This is a genomic window from Sphingomonas oligoaromativorans (assembly GCF_011762195.1).
Taxonomy (GTDB): domain Bacteria; phylum Pseudomonadota; class Alphaproteobacteria; order Sphingomonadales; family Sphingomonadaceae; genus Solisphingomonas; species Solisphingomonas oligoaromativorans.
This window is the reverse complement of the sequence record NZ_JAASQK010000008.1, coordinates 152,235-172,991: the sequence shown is the minus strand read 5'-3', so window position 1 is coordinate 172,991 and position 20,757 is coordinate 152,235. Positions and strand designations below refer to the sequence as shown.

Here is a 20,757-nt window from a genome sequence, read left to right as displayed (position 1 = left end):
GCTGGACCGCGATCTCTGAGCGGCTATCCTCGCGCCCAAGGTGACGGCCGCCAATGATGTGTTGCCGCTGGACCGCGATCTCTGAGCGGCTATCCTGACGCCTATTATTACGCCTATGCCGGCAATGTTGCCGCTGGACCGCGATCTCTGAGCGGCTATCCTCATGCCTTCGTGATGCAGTAAATGCCAACCAGTTGCCGCTGGACCGCGATCTCTGAGCGGCTATCCTTTCGAGGCACGGCATGACATCGTATTGCCAGTTGCCGCTGGACCGCGATCTCTGAGCGGCTATCCTCATCGTGGTCAAGCGCACTGCGGCGGCTTCGTTGCCGCTGGACCGCGATCTCTGAGCGGCTATCCTGGATCGTCAGCTATCTCTCTGTTTTCACAGGAAATAGATGACGATCCATTTTCGCGAATCACTGGTGGGTTCCCTTAAAACAGGGCCAGTTGATCTGGATTCCTGCGTGGCTTGCGCTTCCGCTGGCCGGCATAGCGAATGATATTCTCATATTGCCTGTCCGTGAAGCTCAGGATGTGAATTTCTCCCTTTTCGGGAAGATGTGCCTCGATTCGTCGCATATAGGCTTCGAATTGCTCCTTTCCGTTGCAGAATCGAGCATAGATCGAGAACTGGCTTTTCTCGAAACCCTCATCGAGCAGATATTCGCGGAACTTCGTAGCGGCGCGTGCCTCGGCCTTGGTGGCGACGGGCAAGTCGAACATGACGAAGATCCACATCAGCCGATAGCCGCTAAGCTGGGTCGCACTCACCGCAGCAGCGCGTCGAGCCCGGCCAGCTCGAGCGCCGATGGGGGCTGGGGGAGAACGAGATCGGCGGCCTTGCCCGTCTGGAAGCTCTTCGCAAGGCTCTGCGCGGCGCGTGTCGCTGCCAGCGATACGGTGGTGGTGACGCCACCCATGCCCGGCAGATCCAGCGCGATCAGGCCGGCATAAGCGCGCTTGGCCTCGGGCGTCACGGTCGCCACGCCGACGGCACCGAGCCGAACGGTGAGCGCATCCACCAGCGGCCGGAACGGCTCGATGAGATCGTCTGCCAACGCGAAGGGATTGCCCCGGTTGGCATGATGGACACCGATTGAGGGATGCAGCCCCGCCGCCACCACCGCGCGGGCGCACATCGCCCGCATCACCGCATAGCCATAGTTGAGCAGCGCATTGGCGCCGCCGGCCTCCCGATCACGCCGGAAATCCTCGCCCATCAGCAGCCCCCAATAGCGGCGGGCGGCCTGTGCCTCGACATTGTCGGGATCGCCGGAGCCGACCTTGCGCGCGAGCAGATCGAAGGCGCCGGCGGTGCGGCCATTGGCTTCCAGCACGGCTCCCTGCCAGCGGATCTTGGCCACGACGAGCGCCCGCCAAAGCTGTTTGGAGAGCGGGCGCCCGGCTTCCCACTGGGCGCGCATCCGGCCATTCTGGGCATGATGGCCGTCGATCGGGAGGCAGACGGCGGCGGGCTGGTGATTGGGGCCGCACAGCAGCATCAGCGCGCCGCGCTCGGCAAGTGCCACCATCAGGTTGGTGGACCAGGTGATGCCGTGGGCATGGACGATCACCGCGGCGACGTCGTCGAGCGGCACGCGGCCGATCTCCTCGCGCCCTTCCGAGACGATCAGGAAACCGCGATGCGCGGCAAGGTGACGACCGTCCGTGGCGATGTCGACGATCCGCTCCATCGCCGCGCCGCCTACTCCGCCGCGATCCGCCGGGGTTTTGTGATCCGCCGCGACTTTCGGGCGGGAAAGCCGGGGTCCAGCACGCGACCGAGCTCGTCGACGCGGACCTGCCGGGCACGCGCCTTTTTCAGGCCGCCCGCCGTCGGCGCGATATATTTGAATGGGTCTTCGTCATTGGACGTCGCGTCACGGCGTTTAAGATCGCCGGATTCTTGATGTTCGGCCAACACGATCTGGCCGTTCTGGCCGAACTTCACGACACGCATCAGTCGGCGCGCGGCTCCTTCCGCTTCCAGGGCGAGGAGGTCGCTCTGCTGGAGGCTCAGCACTTTACGCGCGGCGGGGTGTGGGCGGGGCTGCGCCTCAAGCCGATGCGCGTCGAACATCGAGATGACGCTGGCCTGCCATTTCCCGTCCGGCAGCTCCCACACGTCATAGCGATAATTGGAGTCGCCCTTATAGCCCTTGTACGCGCGGCCCGTGGCGTCGCGGATCGGGATGACGGACAGCGGCTCGATGATACGCACCCGCCGGATGCCGCGATAGTCGAGCGGCCCCAATTCCGGGAACTTCGCGATCCGGGCCTCGAAGGCCTTGCCCTCGGAACCGGCGGTGAAGTCGGCCAGCGCTGTGCGCAGCGCGAGATCGCGCACCTTGTCGATATCCGCCGCTTTCTTGAGCGAGGCGAGCGGTACGCGATGGACGACGAGGCTGTTGCCCTTTTCATCCGTCTCGCCGGTCAGGCCATAGGCTGTGTCGTTGTGGAGGCGGGCGGCGGTCTGGTCACGGCCGCGCTTGAGCCCGGCCTTGGAGACGGTGCCATGATCCGGCCGATGCGCGACCACGATGGCGTCGACGGTGCGTTTGAGATCGTCGCGGAAGCCGGGCCAGGGTTCGGGCACGATGATCCTGAGCAGGTCGGCATCGCTTGCGCCTTGCCCGGATTCGCGCGCGATACGGTTGAGCATTCCGCGATCGAGGATGGCGATCACCGCCGCGTCGATGGCATGGTGCCGGTGATCGAGCCGGTTCTTCGGCTGATCCGCGCCGCCGCCGAAATTATGATCGGGCAGGAGCGTGTTGAGCCCGAGCTTGCGGCGGACCATTTCGGTCAGGCGGCCGGGCGACACCCAGACCGGGCTGCTCCCTTCCCCCGTTCCCGGATAGAGCGCCGCGAGATAGTCGCGCGCGAGGCGGCCGAGATATTGGGTGTCGACCAGATGGCGCGCGAGGAAGCCGCCCTCCTCGGCGAAGCGCTGCATCGCATCGGGCTCGAAGCGCCAGCGTTTGCCGCGCGGCAGGCGGGAGGCCCGCTCGGCGATCTCCTCCCACCGGTCGGTATGTCCCCAGGCCTCGAAGGGCGAGCGCTTGCGCTTCTCGCGATTGGCTTCGCGCAGGCAGAGAATCTTGTTGGCGTTGGAATCGTCCAGCGTCGCGTCGAAGGGCAGGATGTGATCCACCTCGACCGCGCCCGAAAACAGCATCTCCATGGAGATCTGCGTGCCGGTATAGACGCAGCGCCGATCGAGCACGTTGCCGGGATTGAGTTCCTCCCACAATTTGAGCAGGGCGCGATTGGCGCCGCTGTCGCGCTGGCCGATCGCTTCGAGCTTTTCCGAGCGCTTCTCGGCATCGAGGCGGTTCCGGCTATTCTCCTGATTGCGACGCTTCTTCTCGTCGTCGGAGAGCTTGAGGTCACGCGCCAGTTCCAGCGCGATCTCGGCCGGGGGGCCATAAGCCCGGATCAGCCGGTTGACGACGCGGCGGAGCTGATTGAGCCCGATATGCACGGTGGGATTGGTGAGGCGCCCGAGCCGCAGTGCCTCATCCCTCTCGTCGGGATCGGCCGTGCCCGGCATGATGTGCCGTTCGAGCGGCACGGCATAATAAGGGAGGGCGGGGCGCCCATCTCCGTCCTCGAAAATCTCGCCGGTGCGATGGTCGCTGTGATGATAGCCGGCGAGAGCGGCCGCCTCGCTATAGACGACCACGCGGTCCGGCGCGATCGGCGGGGCGGTGGGGCCTCGGCCTTGGGGCGTGCGGCCCGTGGTGAGAGCCTCGATCAGCGCGGCCGTCGCGGTCGGGCCGAAGCGGCCATGGCCGTGCGGCAGGCGCGCGCCCATGACGGCCTTGGCCTGCTCTTCCGACAGGGCGTGAGCTTCGGCCAGCCATGCGCAGAAGCGAGCCTCGTCCTCCTTGCTTTCGAGGGCCTGCAAGCGCCGGATCACCTCCCATTGCCGATCGATGGACAGGTGGCACCAGAGCGTGGCGAACCGGGCCTTGGTGGACATCTCGGCCGCCACTTCGTCGCCCTTCAGCTCGGTGCGATGCTCGCTCTCCTTGTTGAAGCGTGCGGCGGGATCGAGCTTCAGCGTCTTGCGCAGGCTTTCAAAGCCGACCTTGCGCTTGTCCTTGAGCTTCAACAGCAGAAGATCGCGCTGCTCGGGCGTCAGCCGTTCGGCGGTCTCGCCGGGCCGGACGATCATCAGCGCGTTCAACTCCTCCAGCAGCCGGCGGCGCTGGAAGAGAGGATGGGCCTTGGGCAGCCGTTCCTCCATGTGAGGAGGCAACGAACATTTGCCGACCTTTGGCGTTCGCAACGGCCGCTGATGGAAGACGATCTCATAAAGATGCCCGTAGACGTCGCCGGTCAGCGCCGTGGGGTGATGAGGGGCCTGCGCGTCCCAGATCGCATCGAACTCCGCCTTGATGAGTTCGCGCCCCGGATAGAAGTCATAACCGTCGCCCTTGGCGCCCTCTCCGGTCTCGGGGCGCAGGCGCGTGCGGACGGAGGGAATGGCGTTGGCGCTTTCGGCACCGGCCCGGCGCAGATGGAGAAACTCGCCGAACGTCCGCGCGCCGGCGGCGTCGATCGCGTCGCGCAGCCGGTCGATGCCGATGGCGATCTTGCCGGCATCCTCGTCCTTGCCGCGATCGGCCTTGCGGTTGGACTGGAAACCGCGCCGCTGATTGAGATGGAAGATCGCGCGGCCGATTTCGGCAAGGCTCAGCGGCTCGTCCAGCGCGCGAGCGCGCAGCGCATAGGGATCGAGCGCGGCCAGTGCCTTGCGTTCGGCCGGATCGGCGGGGAAGAGGCCATCCTTGACCAGATAGTCGAGCAAGGCCCGCTGGCGCTGCTGGAAGCGATCGCGCCGCCGCCGCATCGCGCGGGCATCGCGCCGGTCGACCGCCAGCGACGCGCCGGACTTGGGATCGCGTCCATCGCTGAATATCCGCGATCCGGCGGCGATGATGCCACAGGGCTGATCCGCCTCATCCAGCCGCAACGCTGCCCATCCCAGCGAATTCGTGCCGAGATCCAACCCCAAACGCCACGTCATGCAAACACTCCCCCAACGGGGCGACAGCATCAGGAAATCTCTGCTGGATCAAGCAGGATTGGTTCCATCGCTGGCGCAATAAAAGCGAAGCCATGGCCCCCGATCCCTTGACCACGGGCTCCAGGTGGATATCATCGGCGCCTCAGAGATCGCGGTTCTGGCGGCTAACAAGCAGCTAGTCTGCACCAGATAAGGGCGGCGCCACGGCGCCGCCTTTTTTATGGCCATCGATCGATGGCACTCGAAGCGGAAAGGCCGGCTGCCCGAGATGATGGCGCGGTGCGCGACAGACAGGCACCGGCAACGATGCTGTGCCATGCTTATCCCTACGTTAAAACAATTCTGCGAGAAGCCCCGGCGATGACCCATGTGCTGATCTCTGTGGACACGGAATTGTCGGCGGGAGGGCAGGCGCGGGGGCAGGGCATCCGCGAGAATTTCGAGAGTTCGATCCTGGGGCGATGCCCGGCGGGCGATTTCGGCGTCGGCTGGCAGATGGATCGCCTCGAGCAGCACGGGCTCAAGGGCGTGTTCTTCGTCGATCCCATGCCGGCGCTGGTCCATGGCGAACAGGTGATCGCCGATATCGTCGGCCCGATCCTCGCCCGCGGCCACGAGGTTCAATTGCACATCCACACCGAATGGCTGCAATGGGCGAACGCGTCGCCCGTGGCTGGCCGTTCGGGCCGCAACATCGGGGATTTCGATCTCGACGATCAGGTGCGGTTGCTCGGCCTCGCACGGGACATTCTCGTCCGCGCCGGGGCGCCACGGCCCATCGCCTTCCGGGCGGGCAATTACGGTGCCGACGACAACAGCCTGCGGGCGCTCGCCGCGCTCGGGATCGCGTGGGACACCAGCGTCAATCCGGCCTATCTCGGCGGTGACTGCCGCGTTTCGGTGGCTCAGGGGCAGATCGGCGCGGTTGAGAAGGAGGGGGTTTTCCTGTTGCCCGTGTCGGGATTTTTCGATCGGCCCCGTCACTTCAGGCCGGCCCAGATCTGCGCCGCGTCGGGCATGGAGATGCGTGCCGCGCTTTCTCATGCCGCGGAGACGAAACAGCCGGCCTTCATGATCGTCACCCACAGCTTCGAGATGCTGTCGCGGGATCGGCAGCGGCCGAACCGTTCGGTCATGGCCCGGTTCGACAGCCTGTGCCGGGCCATCGCGGACCATCCCTCGCTCCGGGCGAGCGGCTTCGCGGATCTCGATCCGGGCGAGCTGCTGGACGGGGATCGCAAACAGGAGCGCCTGCCCGCCAATCTGCTGCGGACCGGCCTGCGGTTCGCGGACCAGTTGATCGGAACCTGGCGCTATGAGCGCCGGCTGCTGCCCGGATGAGCCATCATCCGCTGGCGATCGTGCTGGGCGTGGATTCTCCGATCGGGCTGGCCGTGATCCGGGATTTGGGTTCGCACGGCGTGCCGGTGCATGGCATCGGCAAGGCCTCGTCGATCGGCCGGGCCTCGCGCTATTGCACCGGCTTTTCCGAGCGGCCGCAGCGGCCCATCGGGCAATGGTTGCCGGAGATAATCGAGGCGACGGGCGCGGCGGCGGTGCTGGCGATCTCGGAGAGCGATCTCGCGGCGCTGGCCGACCTGCCGCAGCGGATCGGGGGATGCGCAATATTGACGCCACGGGCCGCGGCCCTGCGCCTCGTGCTCGACAAGCGCGAGACGTTGCGGCGCGCGGCGGCCCTGGGGATCGATACGCCGCAAAGCTGGCAGCCGGCCGATGGCGACGATTTCATGGCGCGCGCCGGTGGATTGGACTACCCGATCGTGGCGAAATGGGCCGATCCGACGGCCATCCTGCCCAGGCTCGCAGCGCATGGGCTCGAATTCGAGAAAGCGGAGTTCGTCCTCGATAAAGGCGGCCTGTTGGCGTTGCTCGATCGCTATCGCCCGCTTGGTTGCTGGCCTTTGATCCAGAGCTATTGCCCCGGCATCGGGCTGGGGCAGATGATCCATATGGCCGATGGCGAGCCGACGCTGCGGTTCCAGCATCGCCGGCTGCACGAATGGCCGCCGGAGGGCGGTGTCTCGACCTATTGCGCCGCGGAGCCGCTCGATCGCCATCGGGACCAGATGGAGAAGTCGATCGCGCTGCTGCGGGCGGCCGGCTGGCAGGGCACGGCGATGGTCGAATATCGCTTCGATGCCCGGACCGGCCGCTATTGGCTGATGGAAATCAATGGAAGGTTCTGGGGCAGCCTGCCGCTGGCGTGGCATTGCGGTGCGCATTTCGCCTGGGAGGCCTATCGCCGCGCGGTGCTGGAGGATCATCGCCCGGCCGCATCTCCCCGCGATGGCCTCCGCGCCCGTTACATGATCCCGGAAACCCGGCGCCTGCTGCGCGTCCTGTTGGGCCGGTCGGCCATCGCCGATCCGATGTTCGCGCCTCGCCCGCTCGCGGACATCCTGTCCTATGGGCTGGGGTTCATCGATCCCCGCACCCGCTATTATGTGATGAGCCTGCGCGATCCCGCGCCCTTCCTGCGCGACCTGCTCAACGTCCTTGCGAAAGCCGTGCGGCGGGGTAGCGCCTGACGAGTTCGGCCACCGCCGTTTCGATCGATCGGAAGCAGGTGTCCATATAAGCGGCGTCCAGGCCGAACGGATCGTGCAGATGCGGCCTTGCCGGGCTGGCCCAGCGCCCAAGCAGCGATCGGGGCAGGTGGCGGAGCCGCTCGTTCCCGGCGAGACGTGCAAGCTGGCGCACCTCCATCGCCAGCAGGAAATCGCCGGGCCGGGGAACATAATCCTCCACCCGCCGGGTCCGGTGCGCAGACAGGTCCACGCCGAGACGGGCGGCCGCCTGCGCCGCCGGCGGATGGGCCGGCCCGTCCGCCGATGTCGACAGGCCGAACGAGATGCTGTCGAAGCCCCGATCGCGCGTCATCTGATCGGCGAACGCGCTTCGGCAGATATTGCCCTGACACACGAACACGAAGCGCCGGACCGATCCCGGCTCGGGCATGACGATATGCGACAGGCGCCCCGCGACCTGAAGGTGGGACAGCAGGAGCCGCACCAGCCCCCGAGCCGTGCCGTAGCGCGTGCGGATCGGGGAGGAATGGTGAGCGGGTTCGATCATCGGTCGGCCAGTGTCCATGGCCGGACGCTTATCACGGCTTGAGCGGCGGTCGAGGATGACCGTGGCGAAACAGTCCCATTCCGGCGCTCTCCTGGCGGGCGGCTTTCGAGCTTTGCTGGCGTGCCCGGAACTGCGCCGGGGCCTCCCCCGCGAGTTTCGCGAAGGCCTTGGCGAAGGCGCTGAGCGATGTGTAGCCGACATCCGCCGCGACGTCGGTGACGCGCCCGCCCTCGCTCAACAATCCCATCGCCGTCAGGATGCGCGCCTGCGTGAGCCAGCTCTGCCAGCCCATGCCCGTCTCTCTTTCGAACAGACGGCGGAACGATCGTTCGGACATGGCCGCCGCCGCCACGGCATCGGCTTGCGTCGCTGTGGCGAGATGGGCGGTGGCATGGTCCATCGCGCGCAGGATCGACGGATGGCCGGCGCCGGGCAGGAACAGCGGCAGCTCGGTGTCCAGCCATTCGCCGCACAGGAGGGCCAGCGTCCGCAGGAAGCTGGCGGCGAGCGGATCGCTCTCGCTCGCGCCGAGCGGCCAGCGCGCGGCGTGGAGGATCATCTCCCGCATCAGCCGGCTCGCCACGAGGATGCGCACGCGCCCCGTCGCGTCCGCCACGACCTCCGGCGAGAAATAGAGCGATACCCCCTCGGCCCCGGAAATCAGCGTCCGGTGCTGTGTGTCCGCCGGAATCCAGGCCGCGCGCCCGATCGGCAGGATGTGACGGCCGCGCGCGGTTTCGATCTGCGTCGGGCCGTCGATGGCGTAGATGAGCTGGTGATAGGCGTGCGAATGCCAATCGTAGAAGGTGTCGCGTGCGCTATCCAGGAAAGCGAAGCCGATCCCCGTCGGCCTGTCGAGGCCATAGGATTGCAAGACGTCCCGCGTTTCTGCGTCGGTCAGTGACTTCATGGCCGATATCCATCGATCATTGGCCGATCGTCGTTAGCCGGTCATGGGGCAAACCGCTATCCCCGTCGCTCAGGAGGAGCACATCATGACCTTGAGCGCGCATGACGAGCGTATCGTCGCCCAGTTCACCCGCTGGGCGAAACCCTTTGCGGAGCTGCCGATCCATGCCGAAGCCGGCGCATTGGCCCGCACCCTCGCGGCCTGCGCGCTCAAGCCCGATCTCGATGTGCTCGATGTCGCGTGCGGCCCTGGCATTCTGGCCTGCGCGCTGGCCGGGCATGTCCGTTCCGTCACCGGCATCGACATCACGCCCGCGATGATCGATCAGGCCCGTCTGCGCCAGGCGGAGGCGAGGCTCGCCCATCTGGCCTGGCATGTCGGCGATGCCACCGCCTTGCCTTTCGGGGACGGTGCCTTCGATCGGGTGACCACGCGCTACAGTTTCCACCACATGCCCGATCCCGCCGCGACGCTCGCGGAGATGAAGCGCGTCTGCCGGGCCGATGGGCGCATCGTGGTGATCGACGCCACGCCGTCGGCCGAGACGCAGCAGGCCTATGACATCATGGAGCGGCTGCGCGATCCGTCCCACACCAGCGCGCTCACCCTCGACCAGCTCCGGCAGATCGGGCGCGAGGCCGGGCTGCGGGAGATGGTGATCGACGGCTATCGGCTGGAAGCCCGCCTCGACACGCTGGCGGACGTGGAGGACATGCCCCGGCTGGCCGCCATGTTCGACGCCGACATCGCGAGCGGCGCGGACAGGATCGGGGTAGGCGCCTGGCACGCGCCGGACGGCATCCGCTTCCATTTCCCCGTGTCGATCGTCGCCTGGGAAATATGATCGACGAAAGGCGCCGATTTAATTCTTGAACGATCGTTCCCGATCGCATAGAAGCGGGGCATGGCGAGACCTCGGGAATTCGATGCTGACGCTGCCCTCGATTCGGCGATCGGGGTGTTTCGGGAGCATGGCTTCGAGGGCACGTCCGCGCAGATGCTCGTCGATGCGATGGGGATCGGGCGGCAAAGCCTCTACAATTCGTTCGGCGACAAATGGCAGCTCTATCGGTCCGCCGTCCGCCGTTATGGCGAGGCGGAGCGTGCCGCCCATATCGAGGCGTTGCGCAGCGGACCGCGGGCGATCGACGGCATCGAGGCGATGCTGCGGCGGGTGGTCGCCACGGCGGGCCAGCCCTGTCTCGGCACCAGCTCGATCTGCGAGTTCGGCACCGCGCGGCCGGATCTCGTCGAGGAGCGCGCGCCGCTTGCCCACGCCATTCGCGCCGCCGTGGCCGATCGCGTCCGCGAAGCCCAGGCCGAGGGCGATATCCCGCCGGGGCTCGACCGGCAGGCGATCGCCGAATTCCTGATCGCGAGCTTCGTCGGAATCCGCGTGGCCGCGCGCGGCGGCGCAGGCCCGGCGGCGCTCGCCGGCCTCGCCGATCTGGCGCTTCGGGCCTTGCGATAGGTGCCTTTTTATTTGTTCAATTATGGAATGATCGTTCAATTCTGAGGTGAGAACATGAAAGCTGTCGTGATGAACGGAATCGGCGACGCCGGTATGCTGGCCTATGTCGATCGGCCGGAGCCGGTGCCCGGCGTCGGCGAAGTGCTGGTCGAGATCGCCGTCGCGGGGGTCAATTTCATGGACGTCGGCGTCCGGCAGGGGATGGCTTGGCGCGAGATGCCCGATCCGAAGATCCTCGGCGTGGAAGGAGTCGGGCGCGTGCTGGCGACAGGCGCCGGTGTCGAGGGCTTCCGGCCCGGCCAGCGCGTCGCCTGGGTCTATGCGCCCGGAAGCTATGCCGGGAAGGTCGTGATCCCGGCGAGCACGCTCGTCCCCGTGCCCGATGCCATCGACGACCGGACCGCCGCGGCGATCATGATGCAGGGCCTCACCGCCAGCCATTTCGCAACCGACTTCTATCCGGTGCAGCCCGGCGACATCGCCTTCGTCCATGCCGCGGCGGGCGGGGTCGGGCTGCTGCTCACCCAGATCATCAAGCTGCGCGGCGGCCATGTCATCGGTCGGGTCTCGTCGAGCGACAAGGCGGCCATCGCGAAAGAGGCGGGCGCGGACCATGTGATCGTGGATGCCGAAGGCCGGTTCGCGGACGAGGCCCTGCGCCTGTCCGGCGGCGAGGGCGTGCATGTCGTCTATGACGGCTCCGGCCCCGCGACCTTCCAGGGCTCGCTCGACATAGTGCGGCGATCGGGCACCTTCTGCTGGTACGGCCCCGTTCTGGGCGGCCCCGGCCCGCTCGACATCATGAGCCTGCCGAGGAGCATCAAGATCGGCTACGCGGTCTTTTTCGATCATATCTCCACGCCGGAATTGCTGCGCGCCCGCACCGCGCAGCTCTTCGACTGGATCATCGGCGGCAAGCTCAAGGTGCGGATCGGCGGGGAATATCCGCTCGCGGAGGCCGCGCAGGCGCATCGCGACATGGAAAGCCGCGCGACCACCGGCAAGCTGCTGCTGTTCCCCTGAGGGCGCGGGGCGCGGTCTCCCCTAATGCGCGAGCAGGATGGGGAGGTCGGCCGCCGCGAGCAGATGGCGGGTGGTGCCGCCGAGCAGCCACTCCACGATCTGCGAGTGGCGATAGGCGCCGGCGACCAGAAGGTCCGCGCCCACCGCCCTGGCTTCCGCCACGATCTGGGCGCCGAGGTCCGGTCCGCTGCGGGGGACGATGTGCAGGGCCGGCTCGATCCCGGTTTCGGAGAGGAGATGCGAGAGGCATGGCGCGGCATCGCCCTCCTCGCCGACGCGGATCGCGGTCAGCCGCGTCGCGGCCCTCAGCCACGGGCCGGCGCCTTCGATGGCGTGGCGTGTCGCCTCGCTGTTGCTGAGGGCGACGGCGACGTGCGCGAAGCAGGGGCGTTCGCCGCTGCGCCAGCCGGGCGGCACGATCAGCGCCGGCTTGCCGGAGCGGAAGATCGCGGCGTGGAGGGCATCCCCGCTATCGAGATTGACCTCCCGTGCGAGGACGAGAACGATCACGTCGGCGGCTTTCGCCTCGTTGCAGACGATCTCCTCCTCGGCGCCGGGAATGGACGTCCACCGCATATCCGGGCTGCCATTCTCCGAGCGCCATTGCGCGAAGGCGGCATGGGTCGCGTCGGCACGCTGCCTGGCGGAGCCTTCCTTCCCCGCGCGCAGGCGCTGGAGTTCGATTTCCTCGCTGGCCGCGATCATGGTCTCGGGATCGACCACGACATGCAGGGCCGCGATCTCCGCATGGGGCAGGGAATGCGCGGCGGTGCGCGCCGCGTCGAGGCAGGCGGGCGTGCTCTTCGCGCCGACGAGGATGGCGAGCAGCTTCATGTCAATTCCTCCCTCCCGGGAAGAGGAACGCCGGCGCGACATATCCGAGCCACACGGCGAGAAGGCAGACTATCACCGAAACCAGGATGTTGGCGACAGCCCGGCCGGGTTCGCCGGCCTGGATCAGCGCGAGCGTCTGGAGGCTGAACGAGGAGAAGGTCGTATAGCCGCCACAGACCCCGACCAGCACGAAGAGGCGGATATCGGGAGACAGCATCCACCGCCCGCCGGGCTCGGTGAGGGCGGCGAACAGGCCGATCAGGAAGGAGCCGCTGACGTTGATGGCGATCGTGCCCCACGGCATCGCCTCGCCCAGCCAAGCCGTGATGACGAGGTTGATCCCATAGCGCAGCAGGGTGCCGATCGCTCCGCCGGCGGCGATCCAGACGGAGGTCGGCATCGTGCGGCTCAGGCCGGATGTCGGGTGGCCGCCGGCTCCTTGGTGGGAGCACGGGCGTCGCGAAGGGTGCTGCCGGGGGGAAGGGCGCGCCCGCGGCGCTTCGGCACGGCGATCCGTTGCGACAGATAGATGCCGCTATGGCCCGAGCAGAGATAGGAGACGAAGCAGGCCACCGCCATCGGCACGGCATAGGCGCCGCCGAACAGCTCGACGCCCATGATCGTGCAGGCGAGTGGCGTGTTGGCCGCGCCCGCGAAGACCGCGACGAAGCCGAGCCCGGCGAACAGGTCCACCGGCGCATGGAGCAGGCCGGCCAGCGCATTGCCCAGCGCCGCCCCGATGAAGAAGAGCGGCGTCACCTCGCCGCCCTTGAAGCCCGCGCTCAGCGTCACGACCGTGAACAGCATCTTGAGCGCCCAGCTCCACGGATCGACGCTCGGGCCGAAGAAACCGAGGAGCGTCGGATCGCCCGGAATGGCGCTCCACACGCCGAGCCCCAGATAGGCCCGCGTGCCGAGCGCATAGACCAGCGCGATCACCGCCAGCCCGCCGATCACCGGCCGCGCCGGGCCATAGGGGACGACACGCTTCAGCCAGCCGCCGAGCGCATGGTTGGCCTCCGCGAAGGCGAGCCCGGCCAGCCCGAAGGCGATGCCCGCCGCCGCGCTCTTGGCCCACAGCAGCGGCCCGGCGAGCAACGTCGCGGCGGCGCTCTCCAGCGGGGTATGGATCGGGTAGATCGGGTGGCGGATGCCCCAGGCGTGACAGGTCCAGTCCCCCACCAGCGCGGCGACGAGGCAGGGCAGCAGCGCCGCATATTCCATGCGCCCGACCGTCAGCACCTCCAGCGCGAACACCGCGCCCGCCAGCGGCGTGCCGAACACCGCGCCGAAACCGGCCGCGATGCCCGCCATCAGCAGGATGCGGACGCTCGGCGCATCGAGCCGGAACAGCCGCGCGGTGGCGCTGGCGAGGCTGCCGCCGAGCTGCACCGCAGTGCCCTCGCGTCCGGCCGATCCGCCGAACAGATGGGTGACGACGGTGCCGAGGAAGATCAGCGGCGCCATGCGCAGCGGCACGCCGCCGCCGGGCTCGTGGATCTGCTCGACGATCAGGTTGTTGCCGCCCTCCACCGACTTGCCGAGGCGATGATAGAGCCAGCCCACCGCGCCGCCGCCGATCGGCAGCAGGAAGAGCAGCCAGGGATGATCGAAGCGCGCATGGGTGGCGGCGTCGAGGCTCCACAGGAAGGCCGCGCACAATGTTCCGACCGCGACCGACATCGGCGCGAGGACCATCGTCCAGCGCAGGACGGACGAGGCATGATGATGCTGGGTGCGGACAAAGGCCGCGAGATTCAGGGCATCGAACAGATTGCGAAACGTAGCGCGCACGACTCCTCCTTGCAGAACGCCTGCAAAAAGTAGGAGTCATCAGCCCTGATGGCGGTTCGGCCCGAAGACCTGGCAGAATCCATTGCCGAGGGCGGAATTAGGGAAGATGCGCCGTCGCGTCAATCGAGGGCGACAGCGGGCGTGCCATAACAGCGCAGGAACTGCGCCACGATCCGCGACGCTTCACGCCGGATCGCGCTCGTTCAGGGCGGAACCCGGCGCGGCGCATCGATGCGTTCCGAAGGCCATTCACGGCCGGCGCCGTCGCTGGATATGTTTCGTGCCGAAATAAATCGGAAAAATGCAGAAAAATCCCGGAAATCCGGGCGATAAACAATGTGGATTATTAGGGGCCTCGTCGGGTGGCCGGGCGACGCCCCGGTTCCTGAAAACGTCCCGGAAGCGAAGCCGGCGGCTATGGACGAAAGCGCGCATCCGAGGCGCGGCCGGCGTGCCGTGAGACGGCCGGAGCATCGCGGCCGAATTTGTTTCGGAACCGTGTCGCGGCACTTGCGTTAAACCCGGTTACGGGTTCGGCGGAGAGCAAAATTCCTGTCTCTATATAGGACAAATTTTCATATTAATCCGCTATTCCAGAATGTTGACTTGTGCCGAAAACGCGTGCTTATGAAACATGGAGCGGCCAAAAATGGCGGCTTCGCTGATGGCTGAGGCGCGTTATCCAATATGGAAAAGTCTCCTTCCCGGAATTTTCGTGAAGCGCCGGATTCGAAACAACGGGACGAGAGCAGTATCGATCGCTACCGGTCGATCGTGTTCCCCAATGCCGTGCGGGATCTGCGGCGGCAGCGGGGTTTCCCCCGGCTGCTCGCGCTCTCCGCGTTGATCCCCGACATCCCCTATGTCCGCCTCTCCAAGATCGAGCGGGGAGAGGTGATCGCGCGCGCCGACGAACTGCGCCGGATCGCCGCCGCGCTCGAGGTCGCGCCGGAACAGTTGCTGGTGGACGTCGAGGCATCGGATTTCGACATCGCGGAATGGGCGGCGGACCTTCAGGACTGGTCGGCCCGCGATCTGGAGGAGGATTGGTTCGCCGTCACGCTGGCCGCCGCGCTCCGTCATCGGCGGGAAGGGGACGGAGCGCTGTCGATCGCGGCGATCGAGCGCAATTACGGGATCGCGCCGGTCATCCTGTCCCGGCTGGAGAATGCCTACAAGACGTTCGACCGCTGGAACGCGCAGACGGTCCGCGCGGTCTGCGCCCTGCTCGGCGTGCCCAGCGTGCAGGCGCTGCGCGCCCATGTCGAGCAGGTGCGGGCGAGCGGGGTTCTCGATGCCCACATCGCGCTGATCGCCAGCCCGTCCGTCCGCATCGGCAAGACGCGCGGCAAGGTCGCGGCGCTGCGTGAGGAACTGGCGGGTGGCGCGTCCGCTCCGGCCGGCGCGAGGCTGGCCGCCCAGCCCAGGCGCATGGTGCCGGTGGCCGCGCCCGATGCGCCGTCTGCCATGGCCTCCGTGGTCGACGCGATCCAGGCGTCCGATGTCGCGATGGTGCGGCTGGTGCCTGTATTCGGCGCGCCGCTGCTGGACGGGCTGATCGATCGCGTGCCCACCGGGCAGGTGGTGGAGGCGCCGCGCAGCGCGGGGCCGCGCGCATACGGGCTGCGCGTCTGCCGGCCGACGCTGGGGCCGGGGCTTCCCGCGCATGGCATCGTGGTGGTCGATCCCGATCGCTTTCCATCTCCCGGCGGGATCGCGGCGGTGCGCGAGGCCGACGAGCTGCGCCTGCTGATCGTGACGGCGGATCGTCAGGGCCGGATGATCGGATACAGCACGCATCCCGATCGCGAGGTGGAACTGGACATGATCGATCCGGCCGATGTCGGCACGGTGATCGGCGTCCTGCTGGATTGAGGCGCCCGCCGCTTTTCAGGGGCGTAACGAGTTGCCTGACCAATATCGTCTATAATGTTCCCATACCCTTGGGCAGCCGGGAACATGATATGCGGCGTGATGCGGTCTTGCGGCCAATCGGATCGGCGCGGAACGCGGGCGGCGCGCCCGATCTTTCCGCAGGGTTCGCGGTACGCGCCGCGGACGGCGCCGTGGACCTGCGCTCCGGCATCGACGGCCGGGAGTTCCAGCCCTTCTACCAGCCCGTCGTCGATTTCCCGACCGGCGAGCTTCTGGGCTTCGAATGTCTGGCGCGCTGGGCGCATCCGCGCCGGGGCCTGCTCGGGCCGGACAGCTTCATTCCGCTTGCCGAGGACAAGGGCTATATCGGCGATCTCAGCGATGCGCTGCTGGCTTCAGCCGTCGACGATGCGCGCGCCTGGCCGCAGCACCTGCGTTTCTCGATCAATGTCTCCCCGGTGCAGCTTCAGGATGCGGATCTTCCGCTCCGCCTGCTGCGGCGCCTGCATGAAGGCGGGATCGAGCCGCATCGGCTGACCGTCGAGCTGACCGAGAGCCGGCCGGTGGCGGACATGGCGATGGCGCGCCGCGTGGTGACGACGCTGCGCGAGGCGGGGATCAAGGTGGTGCTGGACGATTTCGGTTCCGGCAGCGCGAGCCTGCTGTCCCTGCACCACCTGCCGTTCGATGGCCTGAAGGTCGATCGCTCCTTCCTCGTCGCCCTGGACAGCGAGAATGGGCGGACGATCATCCGAACGGTCGTGGATCTGGCCCGCAGCCTCGGCATGAGCACGGTCATCGAGGGGATCGAGACCGAGGAGCAGTTCGCCGGGTTGCAGGGCATGGGCTTCGATCGTGCGCAGGGTTTCCTGTTCGGCCGGCCGATGCCGGCGTCCGCCGCCGCGCGATTGATCGCCACGCGCGGCCTCAAGCGCCTCGGCGCCCGCTGACGGTCCGCCGGGGTGGGCCGCCGGCCTTCCTCAATATTCGGAATTGACCGCGATCGGGACGGGCGCGTCGAACGACGAGATGTCGCCGCGCGCGCCGTAGGTGGTGGTGGAACGCCCGGCGATGCGCTTCGCCTCGGTCGAGATCGCGCCGATCATCTCCACCGACAGATCGATCTGGCGCTCCAGCACGGCGGCATTGGCGGCCGACGCCTCACCGAGCGCGAGGAGCGCTTCCAGCAGCCGCGCATGGACGGCTTCCTCGATCGCGTCGGCCCAATGCTCCTGCTCGCGCTCCAGGCGGGCGAGCGCGGTCTCGAGCATTCCCACGAGGCGCACCTTCACGGTGGCGAGTTCGGCGAGATCGCGCCCGCCCGTCCGGTTGGCAAGGCGCTCGGTTTCCTCCTGCATGATCAGCGTGAGCGAGGAGATCACGTCGATGAGGTTGCCGATCACTTCTTTCCTCCCTGCATCCTGATAATCTGGCCCATCACCGCCGGGGCGAGACCGAAGCCGCCATGCTGGGCGATCGCATCGCCCATCCGCTCGGCCAGCATCCCCCGGAAGATCTCCTCGCCATGGCCGCCGGAGAAGGCGCCGTCGGTGGGGACCGTTTCCATCATGATCTTGGCCATCTGGCCGGCGAACACGCTCTCGAAGGCGCGGGCGGTGGCGCCCGGATCGTGGCCGGTGGCGGGCGGCATCTGCGGCGCGGGGCGCACCGGCAGCGGAGTGGCGGAGGCGATGTCGTCCATCACTGCACCTCGATGTCGGCCTGGAGCGCGCCCGCGGTGCGGAGCGCCTGAAGCACGGTGATGAGATCGCGGGGGGAAACCCCGAAGGCGTTGAGCCCGGACACCAGCGAGACGAGCGAGGTACTCCCCTGCAACACCCCGAGCGAGCGGCCCGATCCGTCGTCGACGTCGATGCGCGTGCGCGGCAGCACCTGCGTCGTGCCGTTGGAGAGCGGCCCCGGCTGCGAGGCGACGGGCGTCTCGGTGACGCTGATGGTGAGCCCGCCCTGCGCGATGGCGACCGGGCTGACGCGCACGTCCGCGCCCATCACCACCGTGCCGGTCGCCTCGTTGATGACGACGCGGGCGGGCTGGTCGATGTCGATCGAGAGATCCTCGACGCGGGCGACGAGATCGACCACCGATCCGAAGCCCGGCGGCGGCGTCAGCTCCACGGTTGCGGGATCGAGCACGTCGGCGGCGCCCGCGATGCGTTGGTTGATCGCGCTGGCGATGCGATAGGCGGTGGTGAAATCCGGGTTCTTGAGCGCGAGCTTGAGCGTGCGCGCCGATTTGAGCGCAAAGGGCACCTCGCGCTCGACGATGGCGCCGCCGGCGATCCGCGCCGAGGTGGAGACGCCGCGCGTCACCGTGGCGGCGGCCCCCTGCGCGCGGAAGCCCGACACGGCGACCGGCCCCTGCGCCACGGCATAGATCTCGCCGTCGAGGCCGCGCAGCGAGGTGACGAGCAATGTGCCGCCCTGAAGGCTGGTCGCGTCGCCCATCGCGCCGATCTGGACGTCGATCGTGCTGCCTGAGCGCGCGAAGGGCGGCAGTGTCGCGATCACCGAGACGGCGGCGACATTCTGCGTCTGCATCCGCACGCCACGGATGTTCACGCCCATCCGTTCCAGCATCGACTGGATCGTCTCTTCGGTGAAGGGGATGTTGCGTGTGCGGTCCCCGGTGCCCTGAAGACCGACGACGAGCCCGTAGCCGACCAACTGGTTCGGCCGGACATTCTCGATGTTGACGATATCCTTGATCCGCGACGTCGGCGTCGCCAGCGCGGCGCTGCCGCCGGCCGTCGCGAGCATCGCCGTCAGGGCGAGGAGGAAGCCGGAGGAGTGTCGCATCACATTCCTTATAGGATGACGGGAAGCGCCGCCGGGGCAGCCGCGCGGGGATTTTAGGAGGGCGGCCATCAGCGGGAGCGACGGGCCTGCCGCATGACGTAGCTGATGACCTCGGCCACGGCGGCGTAGTGCTCCACGGGGATGGGGTGATCGATCTCGACCGTGGCGAAGAGCGCGCGGGCGAGCGGCGGGCTCTCGACGATCGGCACGCCAGCCTCGGTCGCGACCTCGCGGATGCGGAGCGCCACCACGTCGGTGCCCTTGGCCACCACCTTGGGCGCGGCCGAGACGCCATGCTCGTAATGGAGCGCCACCGCATAATGGGTGGGGTTGGTGATGACGACGCTCGCGCCCGGAACGGCCGCCATCATCCGGCGACGGGCGCGTTGCATGCGGATCGCGCGGATGCGGGCCTTGATCTTGGGATCGCCTTCGTTCTGCTTGTGCTCGTCCTTCACCTCCTGCTTGGTCATCCGCATCCGGTTCAGGAAGGCGCGACGCTGGTAGATGAAGTCGGCGAGGGCGAGCGCGATCACCATCAGTCCGACCGTCTTGAGCAGGCGATAGGCGAGTTCGGCGGTCGCGCTGGCGATCATGTCGGGGCCGGCGCCGATCATCTGGTCCAGCGCGATCACGCGCGGCCACAGCAGCAGCATCGAGGCGACCGCGATTGCCAGGAACTTGGCGAGCGTCTTGGCGAACTCGACCAGCGCGCGCTTGCCCAGCAGCCGGCCGAGCCCCGACATCGGCGACAGCTTCGACCATCGGGGCGCGAGGCGGGACCAGCTCAGCGTCGGGCGGCCCTGGATGAAGATGGTGGAAAGCGCGCAGCCCAACAGCACGGCGGCGAGCGGCGCCACGGCGAGCGCGAACTGCCGCGCGATGCCTGTGGCGAGATCCTGTGCGCCCAGGGGATCGAGCGTGTAATCGTCCGCGCCGCCCCACAGCCGCACGAACATCGTGGCCAGCCGCGCCAGCGTCCACGCGCCCATGCCGCCCGCCACGATCATCATGCCGACGAACATGGTGGCGTGACGCACTTCGTTGGCGATCGGCACCTCGCCACGTTTGCGCGCGTCTTCGAGGCGCTTGGCGGTGGGCTCCTCGGTCTTCTGATCCTGATCGGTGTCGGCCATGTCAGAAGGCCCAGCCGGTACGCATGAAGCCCGCCATCGCCTCGCTGAAGCCCGAGAGCGCGACGCCCAGCGTGCCCGCGAACAGGGTCAGCCCCAGCAGGATATTGAGCGGCTGGGCGATGAAGAAGATCTGGATCGTCGGCGCCACCCGCGCGGAAATGCCGAGCGCGACGTTGAACAGAATGCCGTAGACGATCAGCGGCGCCGCCATGCCGAGCGCGAGCCCCGTGGCACGAGTCGTCGCCTGGATGGCGAGCTGGGCGAAGTCGCCGCCCGGCGGCAGATGGCCGACCGGGAACAGATCATAGGAATGAACGATCATCCCGATCCAGAGATGATGCACGCCCATCGCCATGCAGGAGACGGTGGCGGCCACCGTGATGAACTTGGCGAGCAGCGGCACCTGCCCGCCCATCGACGCATCGGCGATGAGCGTGGAGGAGAGGCCAACCTGCACGCTGATGAGCCCGCCCGCCATGGCGGCGGCGTTGAACAGGATGCGGACGATCATCCCCATCGCGACGCCGACCAGCATCTCCGCGATCACGGTGGCGGCGAGGCCCGCCTCGTCGGCGCTGGCCGTAGCCACCTTGCCTTCGAGCAGGCCGTAGAGACCGATCGTCATCCCGATCGCCAGCATCAGCCGGATCTGCCCCGGCATCCCATCGTCCGAAAAAGCGGGCAGCAGCATCACCACCGCCCCCACCCGCGCGAACAGGAGGAGGAAGGCCGTCGCGTGGAAGGGGATGTCCGTCACGGCTGG

General features: G+C 67.6%; 20 protein-coding genes, 1 CRISPR repeat array and 1 riboswitch (1 of these 22 cut by a window edge). Of the genes, 7 read left to right on the top strand and 13 right to left on the bottom strand.

What is annotated here, in order from left to right:
• Positions 1-361: direct repeats of the CRISPR family, unit length 36 nt; unit sequence GTTGCCGCTGGACCGCGATCTCTGAGCGGCTATCCT (it extends 1,392 nt beyond the left edge of the window).
• Positions 362-435: 74 nt separating this feature from the next.
• From cas2 to cas9, 3 genes are read right to left on the bottom strand one after another with little or no spacing between them, the layout of a single operon-like run.
• On the bottom strand, positions 436-774 hold the full coding sequence (gene cas2 / locus FHS98_RS15780; protein ID WP_341786082.1) for a CRISPR-associated endonuclease Cas2: 339 nt from the start codon (positions 772-774) through the stop codon (positions 436-438).
• Positions 771-1,697, bottom strand: a complete 927-nt coding sequence (gene cas1, locus FHS98_RS15775; RefSeq protein ID WP_167107287.1) for a type II CRISPR-associated endonuclease Cas1 — start codon at positions 1,695-1,697, stop codon at positions 771-773. Before cas1 ends, cas2 begins: the two co-directional genes overlap by 4 nt.
• Before the next feature lie 11 nt (positions 1,698-1,708).
• Positions 1,709-5,038 carry a type II CRISPR RNA-guided endonuclease Cas9 gene (cas9, locus tag FHS98_RS15770; protein ID WP_167107285.1) on the bottom strand — a complete coding sequence of 1,110 codons (3,330 nt, stop codon included), beginning with the start codon at positions 5,036-5,038 and terminating at the stop codon, positions 1,709-1,711.
• Positions 5,039-5,398: 360 nt separating this feature from the next.
• On the opposite strand from cas9, the gene FHS98_RS15765 reads away from it, so the two are divergent.
• Complete coding sequence (locus FHS98_RS15765; RefSeq protein WP_167107283.1) at positions 5,399-6,379, top strand: polysaccharide deacetylase family protein; 981 nt, start codon at positions 5,399-5,401, stop codon at positions 6,377-6,379.
• Positions 6,376-7,587 carry a carboxylate--amine ligase gene (locus tag FHS98_RS15760; RefSeq protein ID WP_167107280.1) on the top strand — a complete coding sequence of 404 codons (1,212 nt, stop codon included), beginning with the start codon at positions 6,376-6,378 and terminating at the stop codon, positions 7,585-7,587. The genes FHS98_RS15765 and FHS98_RS15760 overlap by 4 nt, the downstream gene beginning before the upstream one ends.
• Here FHS98_RS15760 and FHS98_RS15755 read toward each other — a convergent pair.
• Together FHS98_RS15755 and FHS98_RS15750 are read right to left on the bottom strand one after the other, a co-directional pair.
• Complete coding sequence (locus FHS98_RS15755) at positions 7,547-8,134, bottom strand: arsenate-mycothiol transferase ArsC (protein WP_167107277.1); 588 nt, start codon at positions 8,132-8,134, stop codon at positions 7,547-7,549. The two genes, FHS98_RS15760 and FHS98_RS15755, sit on opposite strands and share 41 nt — an antisense overlap.
• 31 nt (positions 8,135-8,165) lie before the next feature.
• Positions 8,166-9,044, bottom strand: a complete 879-nt coding sequence (locus FHS98_RS15750) for an AraC family transcriptional regulator (RefSeq protein WP_167107274.1) — start codon at positions 9,042-9,044, stop codon at positions 8,166-8,168.
• An 85-nt stretch (positions 9,045-9,129) separates the two neighbouring features.
• On the opposite strand from FHS98_RS15750, the gene FHS98_RS15745 reads away from it, so the two are divergent.
• From FHS98_RS15745 to FHS98_RS15735, 3 genes are read left to right on the top strand one after another with little or no spacing between them, the layout of a single operon-like run.
• Complete coding sequence (locus FHS98_RS15745) at positions 9,130-9,888, top strand: class I SAM-dependent methyltransferase (protein ID WP_167107271.1); 759 nt, start codon at positions 9,130-9,132, stop codon at positions 9,886-9,888.
• Positions 9,889-9,948: 60 nt separating this feature from the next.
• Entirely contained in the window at positions 9,949-10,515 is a 567-nt protein-coding gene (locus tag FHS98_RS15740) for a TetR/AcrR family transcriptional regulator (RefSeq protein WP_167107268.1), read from the top strand.
• A 54-nt stretch (positions 10,516-10,569) separates the two neighbouring features.
• On the top strand, positions 10,570-11,538 hold the full coding sequence (locus FHS98_RS15735; RefSeq protein ID WP_167107265.1) for a quinone oxidoreductase family protein: 969 nt from the start codon (positions 10,570-10,572) through the stop codon (positions 11,536-11,538).
• A 21-nt stretch (positions 11,539-11,559) separates the two neighbouring features.
• On the opposite strand, the gene FHS98_RS15730 is transcribed toward FHS98_RS15735, so the two are convergent.
• From FHS98_RS15730 to FHS98_RS15720, 3 genes are read right to left on the bottom strand one after another with little or no spacing between them, the layout of a single operon-like run.
• On the bottom strand, positions 11,560-12,372 hold the full coding sequence (locus tag FHS98_RS15730) for a universal stress protein (RefSeq protein ID WP_208402304.1): 813 nt from the start codon (positions 12,370-12,372) through the stop codon (positions 11,560-11,562).
• 1 nt (position 12,373) lies between these two features.
• Positions 12,374-12,772, bottom strand: a complete 399-nt coding sequence (gene crcB / locus FHS98_RS15725) for a fluoride efflux transporter CrcB (RefSeq protein ID WP_167107262.1) — start codon at positions 12,770-12,772, stop codon at positions 12,374-12,376.
• An 8-nt stretch (positions 12,773-12,780) separates the two neighbouring features.
• On the bottom strand, positions 12,781-14,166 hold the full coding sequence (locus FHS98_RS15720) for a chloride channel protein (RefSeq protein WP_167107260.1): 1,386 nt from the start codon (positions 14,164-14,166) through the stop codon (positions 12,781-12,783).
• A gap of 23 nt (positions 14,167-14,189) precedes the next feature.
• Positions 14,190-14,262, bottom strand: a riboswitch (Fluoride riboswitch).
• A 693-nt stretch (positions 14,263-14,955) separates the two neighbouring features.
• On the opposite strand from FHS98_RS15720, the gene FHS98_RS15715 reads away from it, so the two are divergent.
• Positions 14,956-16,041 carry a helix-turn-helix domain-containing protein gene (locus FHS98_RS15715; protein WP_341786081.1) on the top strand — a complete coding sequence of 362 codons (1,086 nt, stop codon included), beginning with the start codon at positions 14,956-14,958 and terminating at the stop codon, positions 16,039-16,041.
• Positions 16,042-16,232: 191 nt separating this feature from the next.
• Positions 16,233-16,991, top strand: coding sequence for an EAL domain-containing protein (locus tag FHS98_RS15710; RefSeq protein ID WP_341786080.1), 759 nt, complete (start codon positions 16,233-16,235; stop codon positions 16,989-16,991).
• A gap of 30 nt (positions 16,992-17,021) precedes the next feature.
• Here FHS98_RS15710 and FHS98_RS15705 read toward each other — a convergent pair whose 3' ends face one another.
• From FHS98_RS15705 to fliR, 5 genes are all read right to left on the bottom strand, one after another.
• The gene (locus tag FHS98_RS15705; RefSeq protein WP_167107252.1) at positions 17,022-17,444 is read right to left on the bottom strand and encodes a flagellar biosynthesis protein FlgN; all 423 of its coding nucleotides are present in this window, start codon (positions 17,442-17,444) and stop codon (positions 17,022-17,024) included.
• Entirely contained in the window at positions 17,441-17,743 is a 303-nt protein-coding gene (locus tag FHS98_RS15700) for a rod-binding protein (RefSeq protein ID WP_167107249.1), read from the bottom strand. The genes FHS98_RS15705 and FHS98_RS15700 overlap by 4 nt, the downstream gene beginning before the upstream one ends.
• Positions 17,743-18,858 carry a flagellar basal body P-ring protein FlgI gene (locus FHS98_RS15695; protein WP_167107246.1) on the bottom strand — a complete coding sequence of 372 codons (1,116 nt, stop codon included), beginning with the start codon at positions 18,856-18,858 and terminating at the stop codon, positions 17,743-17,745. The genes FHS98_RS15700 and FHS98_RS15695 overlap by 1 nt, the downstream gene beginning before the upstream one ends.
• Positions 18,859-18,926: 68 nt before the next feature.
• Entirely contained in the window at positions 18,927-19,994 is a 1,068-nt protein-coding gene (gene flhB / locus FHS98_RS15690; protein ID WP_167107243.1) for a flagellar biosynthesis protein FlhB, read from the bottom strand.
• Between the two features lies 1 nt (position 19,995).
• Positions 19,996-20,751, bottom strand: a complete 756-nt coding sequence (gene fliR / locus FHS98_RS15685; protein ID WP_167107241.1) for a flagellar biosynthetic protein FliR — start codon at positions 20,749-20,751, stop codon at positions 19,996-19,998.
• Between the last annotated feature and the right edge of the window lie 6 nt (positions 20,752-20,757).

Bases quoted from the DNA above. Each gene is read 5' to 3' on its own strand.
- cas1 (WP_167107287.1), bottom strand. From the start codon at position 1,697: ATGGAGCGGATCGTCGACATCGCCACGGACGGTCGTCACCTTGCCGCG.
- cas9 (WP_167107285.1), bottom strand. From the start codon at position 5,038: ATGACGTGGCGTTTGGGGTTGGATCTCGGCACGAATTCGCTGGGATGG.
- FHS98_RS15765 (WP_167107283.1), top strand. From the start codon at position 5,399: ATGACCCATGTGCTGATCTCTGTGGACACGGAATTGTCGGCGGGAGGG.
- FHS98_RS15760 (WP_167107280.1), top strand. From the start codon at position 6,376: ATGAGCCATCATCCGCTGGCGATCGTGCTGGGCGTGGATTCTCCGATC.
- FHS98_RS15755 (WP_167107277.1), bottom strand. From the start codon at position 8,134: ATGATCGAACCCGCTCACCATTCCTCCCCGATCCGCACGCGCTACGGC.
- FHS98_RS15750 (WP_167107274.1), bottom strand. From the start codon at position 9,044: ATGAAGTCACTGACCGACGCAGAAACGCGGGACGTCTTGCAATCCTAT.
- FHS98_RS15745 (WP_167107271.1), top strand. From the start codon at position 9,130: ATGACCTTGAGCGCGCATGACGAGCGTATCGTCGCCCAGTTCACCCGC.
- FHS98_RS15740 (WP_167107268.1), top strand. From the start codon at position 9,949: ATGGCGAGACCTCGGGAATTCGATGCTGACGCTGCCCTCGATTCGGCG.
- FHS98_RS15735 (WP_167107265.1), top strand. From the start codon at position 10,570: ATGAAAGCTGTCGTGATGAACGGAATCGGCGACGCCGGTATGCTGGCC.
- FHS98_RS15730 (WP_208402304.1), bottom strand. From the start codon at position 12,372: ATGAAGCTGCTCGCCATCCTCGTCGGCGCGAAGAGCACGCCCGCCTGC.
- crcB (WP_167107262.1), bottom strand. From the start codon at position 12,772: ATGCCGACCTCCGTCTGGATCGCCGCCGGCGGAGCGATCGGCACCCTG.
- FHS98_RS15700 (WP_167107249.1), bottom strand. From the start codon at position 17,743: ATGGACGACATCGCCTCCGCCACTCCGCTGCCGGTGCGCCCCGCGCCG.
- FHS98_RS15695 (WP_167107246.1), bottom strand. From the start codon at position 18,858: ATGCGACACTCCTCCGGCTTCCTCCTCGCCCTGACGGCGATGCTCGCG.
- flhB (WP_167107243.1), bottom strand. From the start codon at position 19,994: ATGGCCGACACCGATCAGGATCAGAAGACCGAGGAGCCCACCGCCAAG.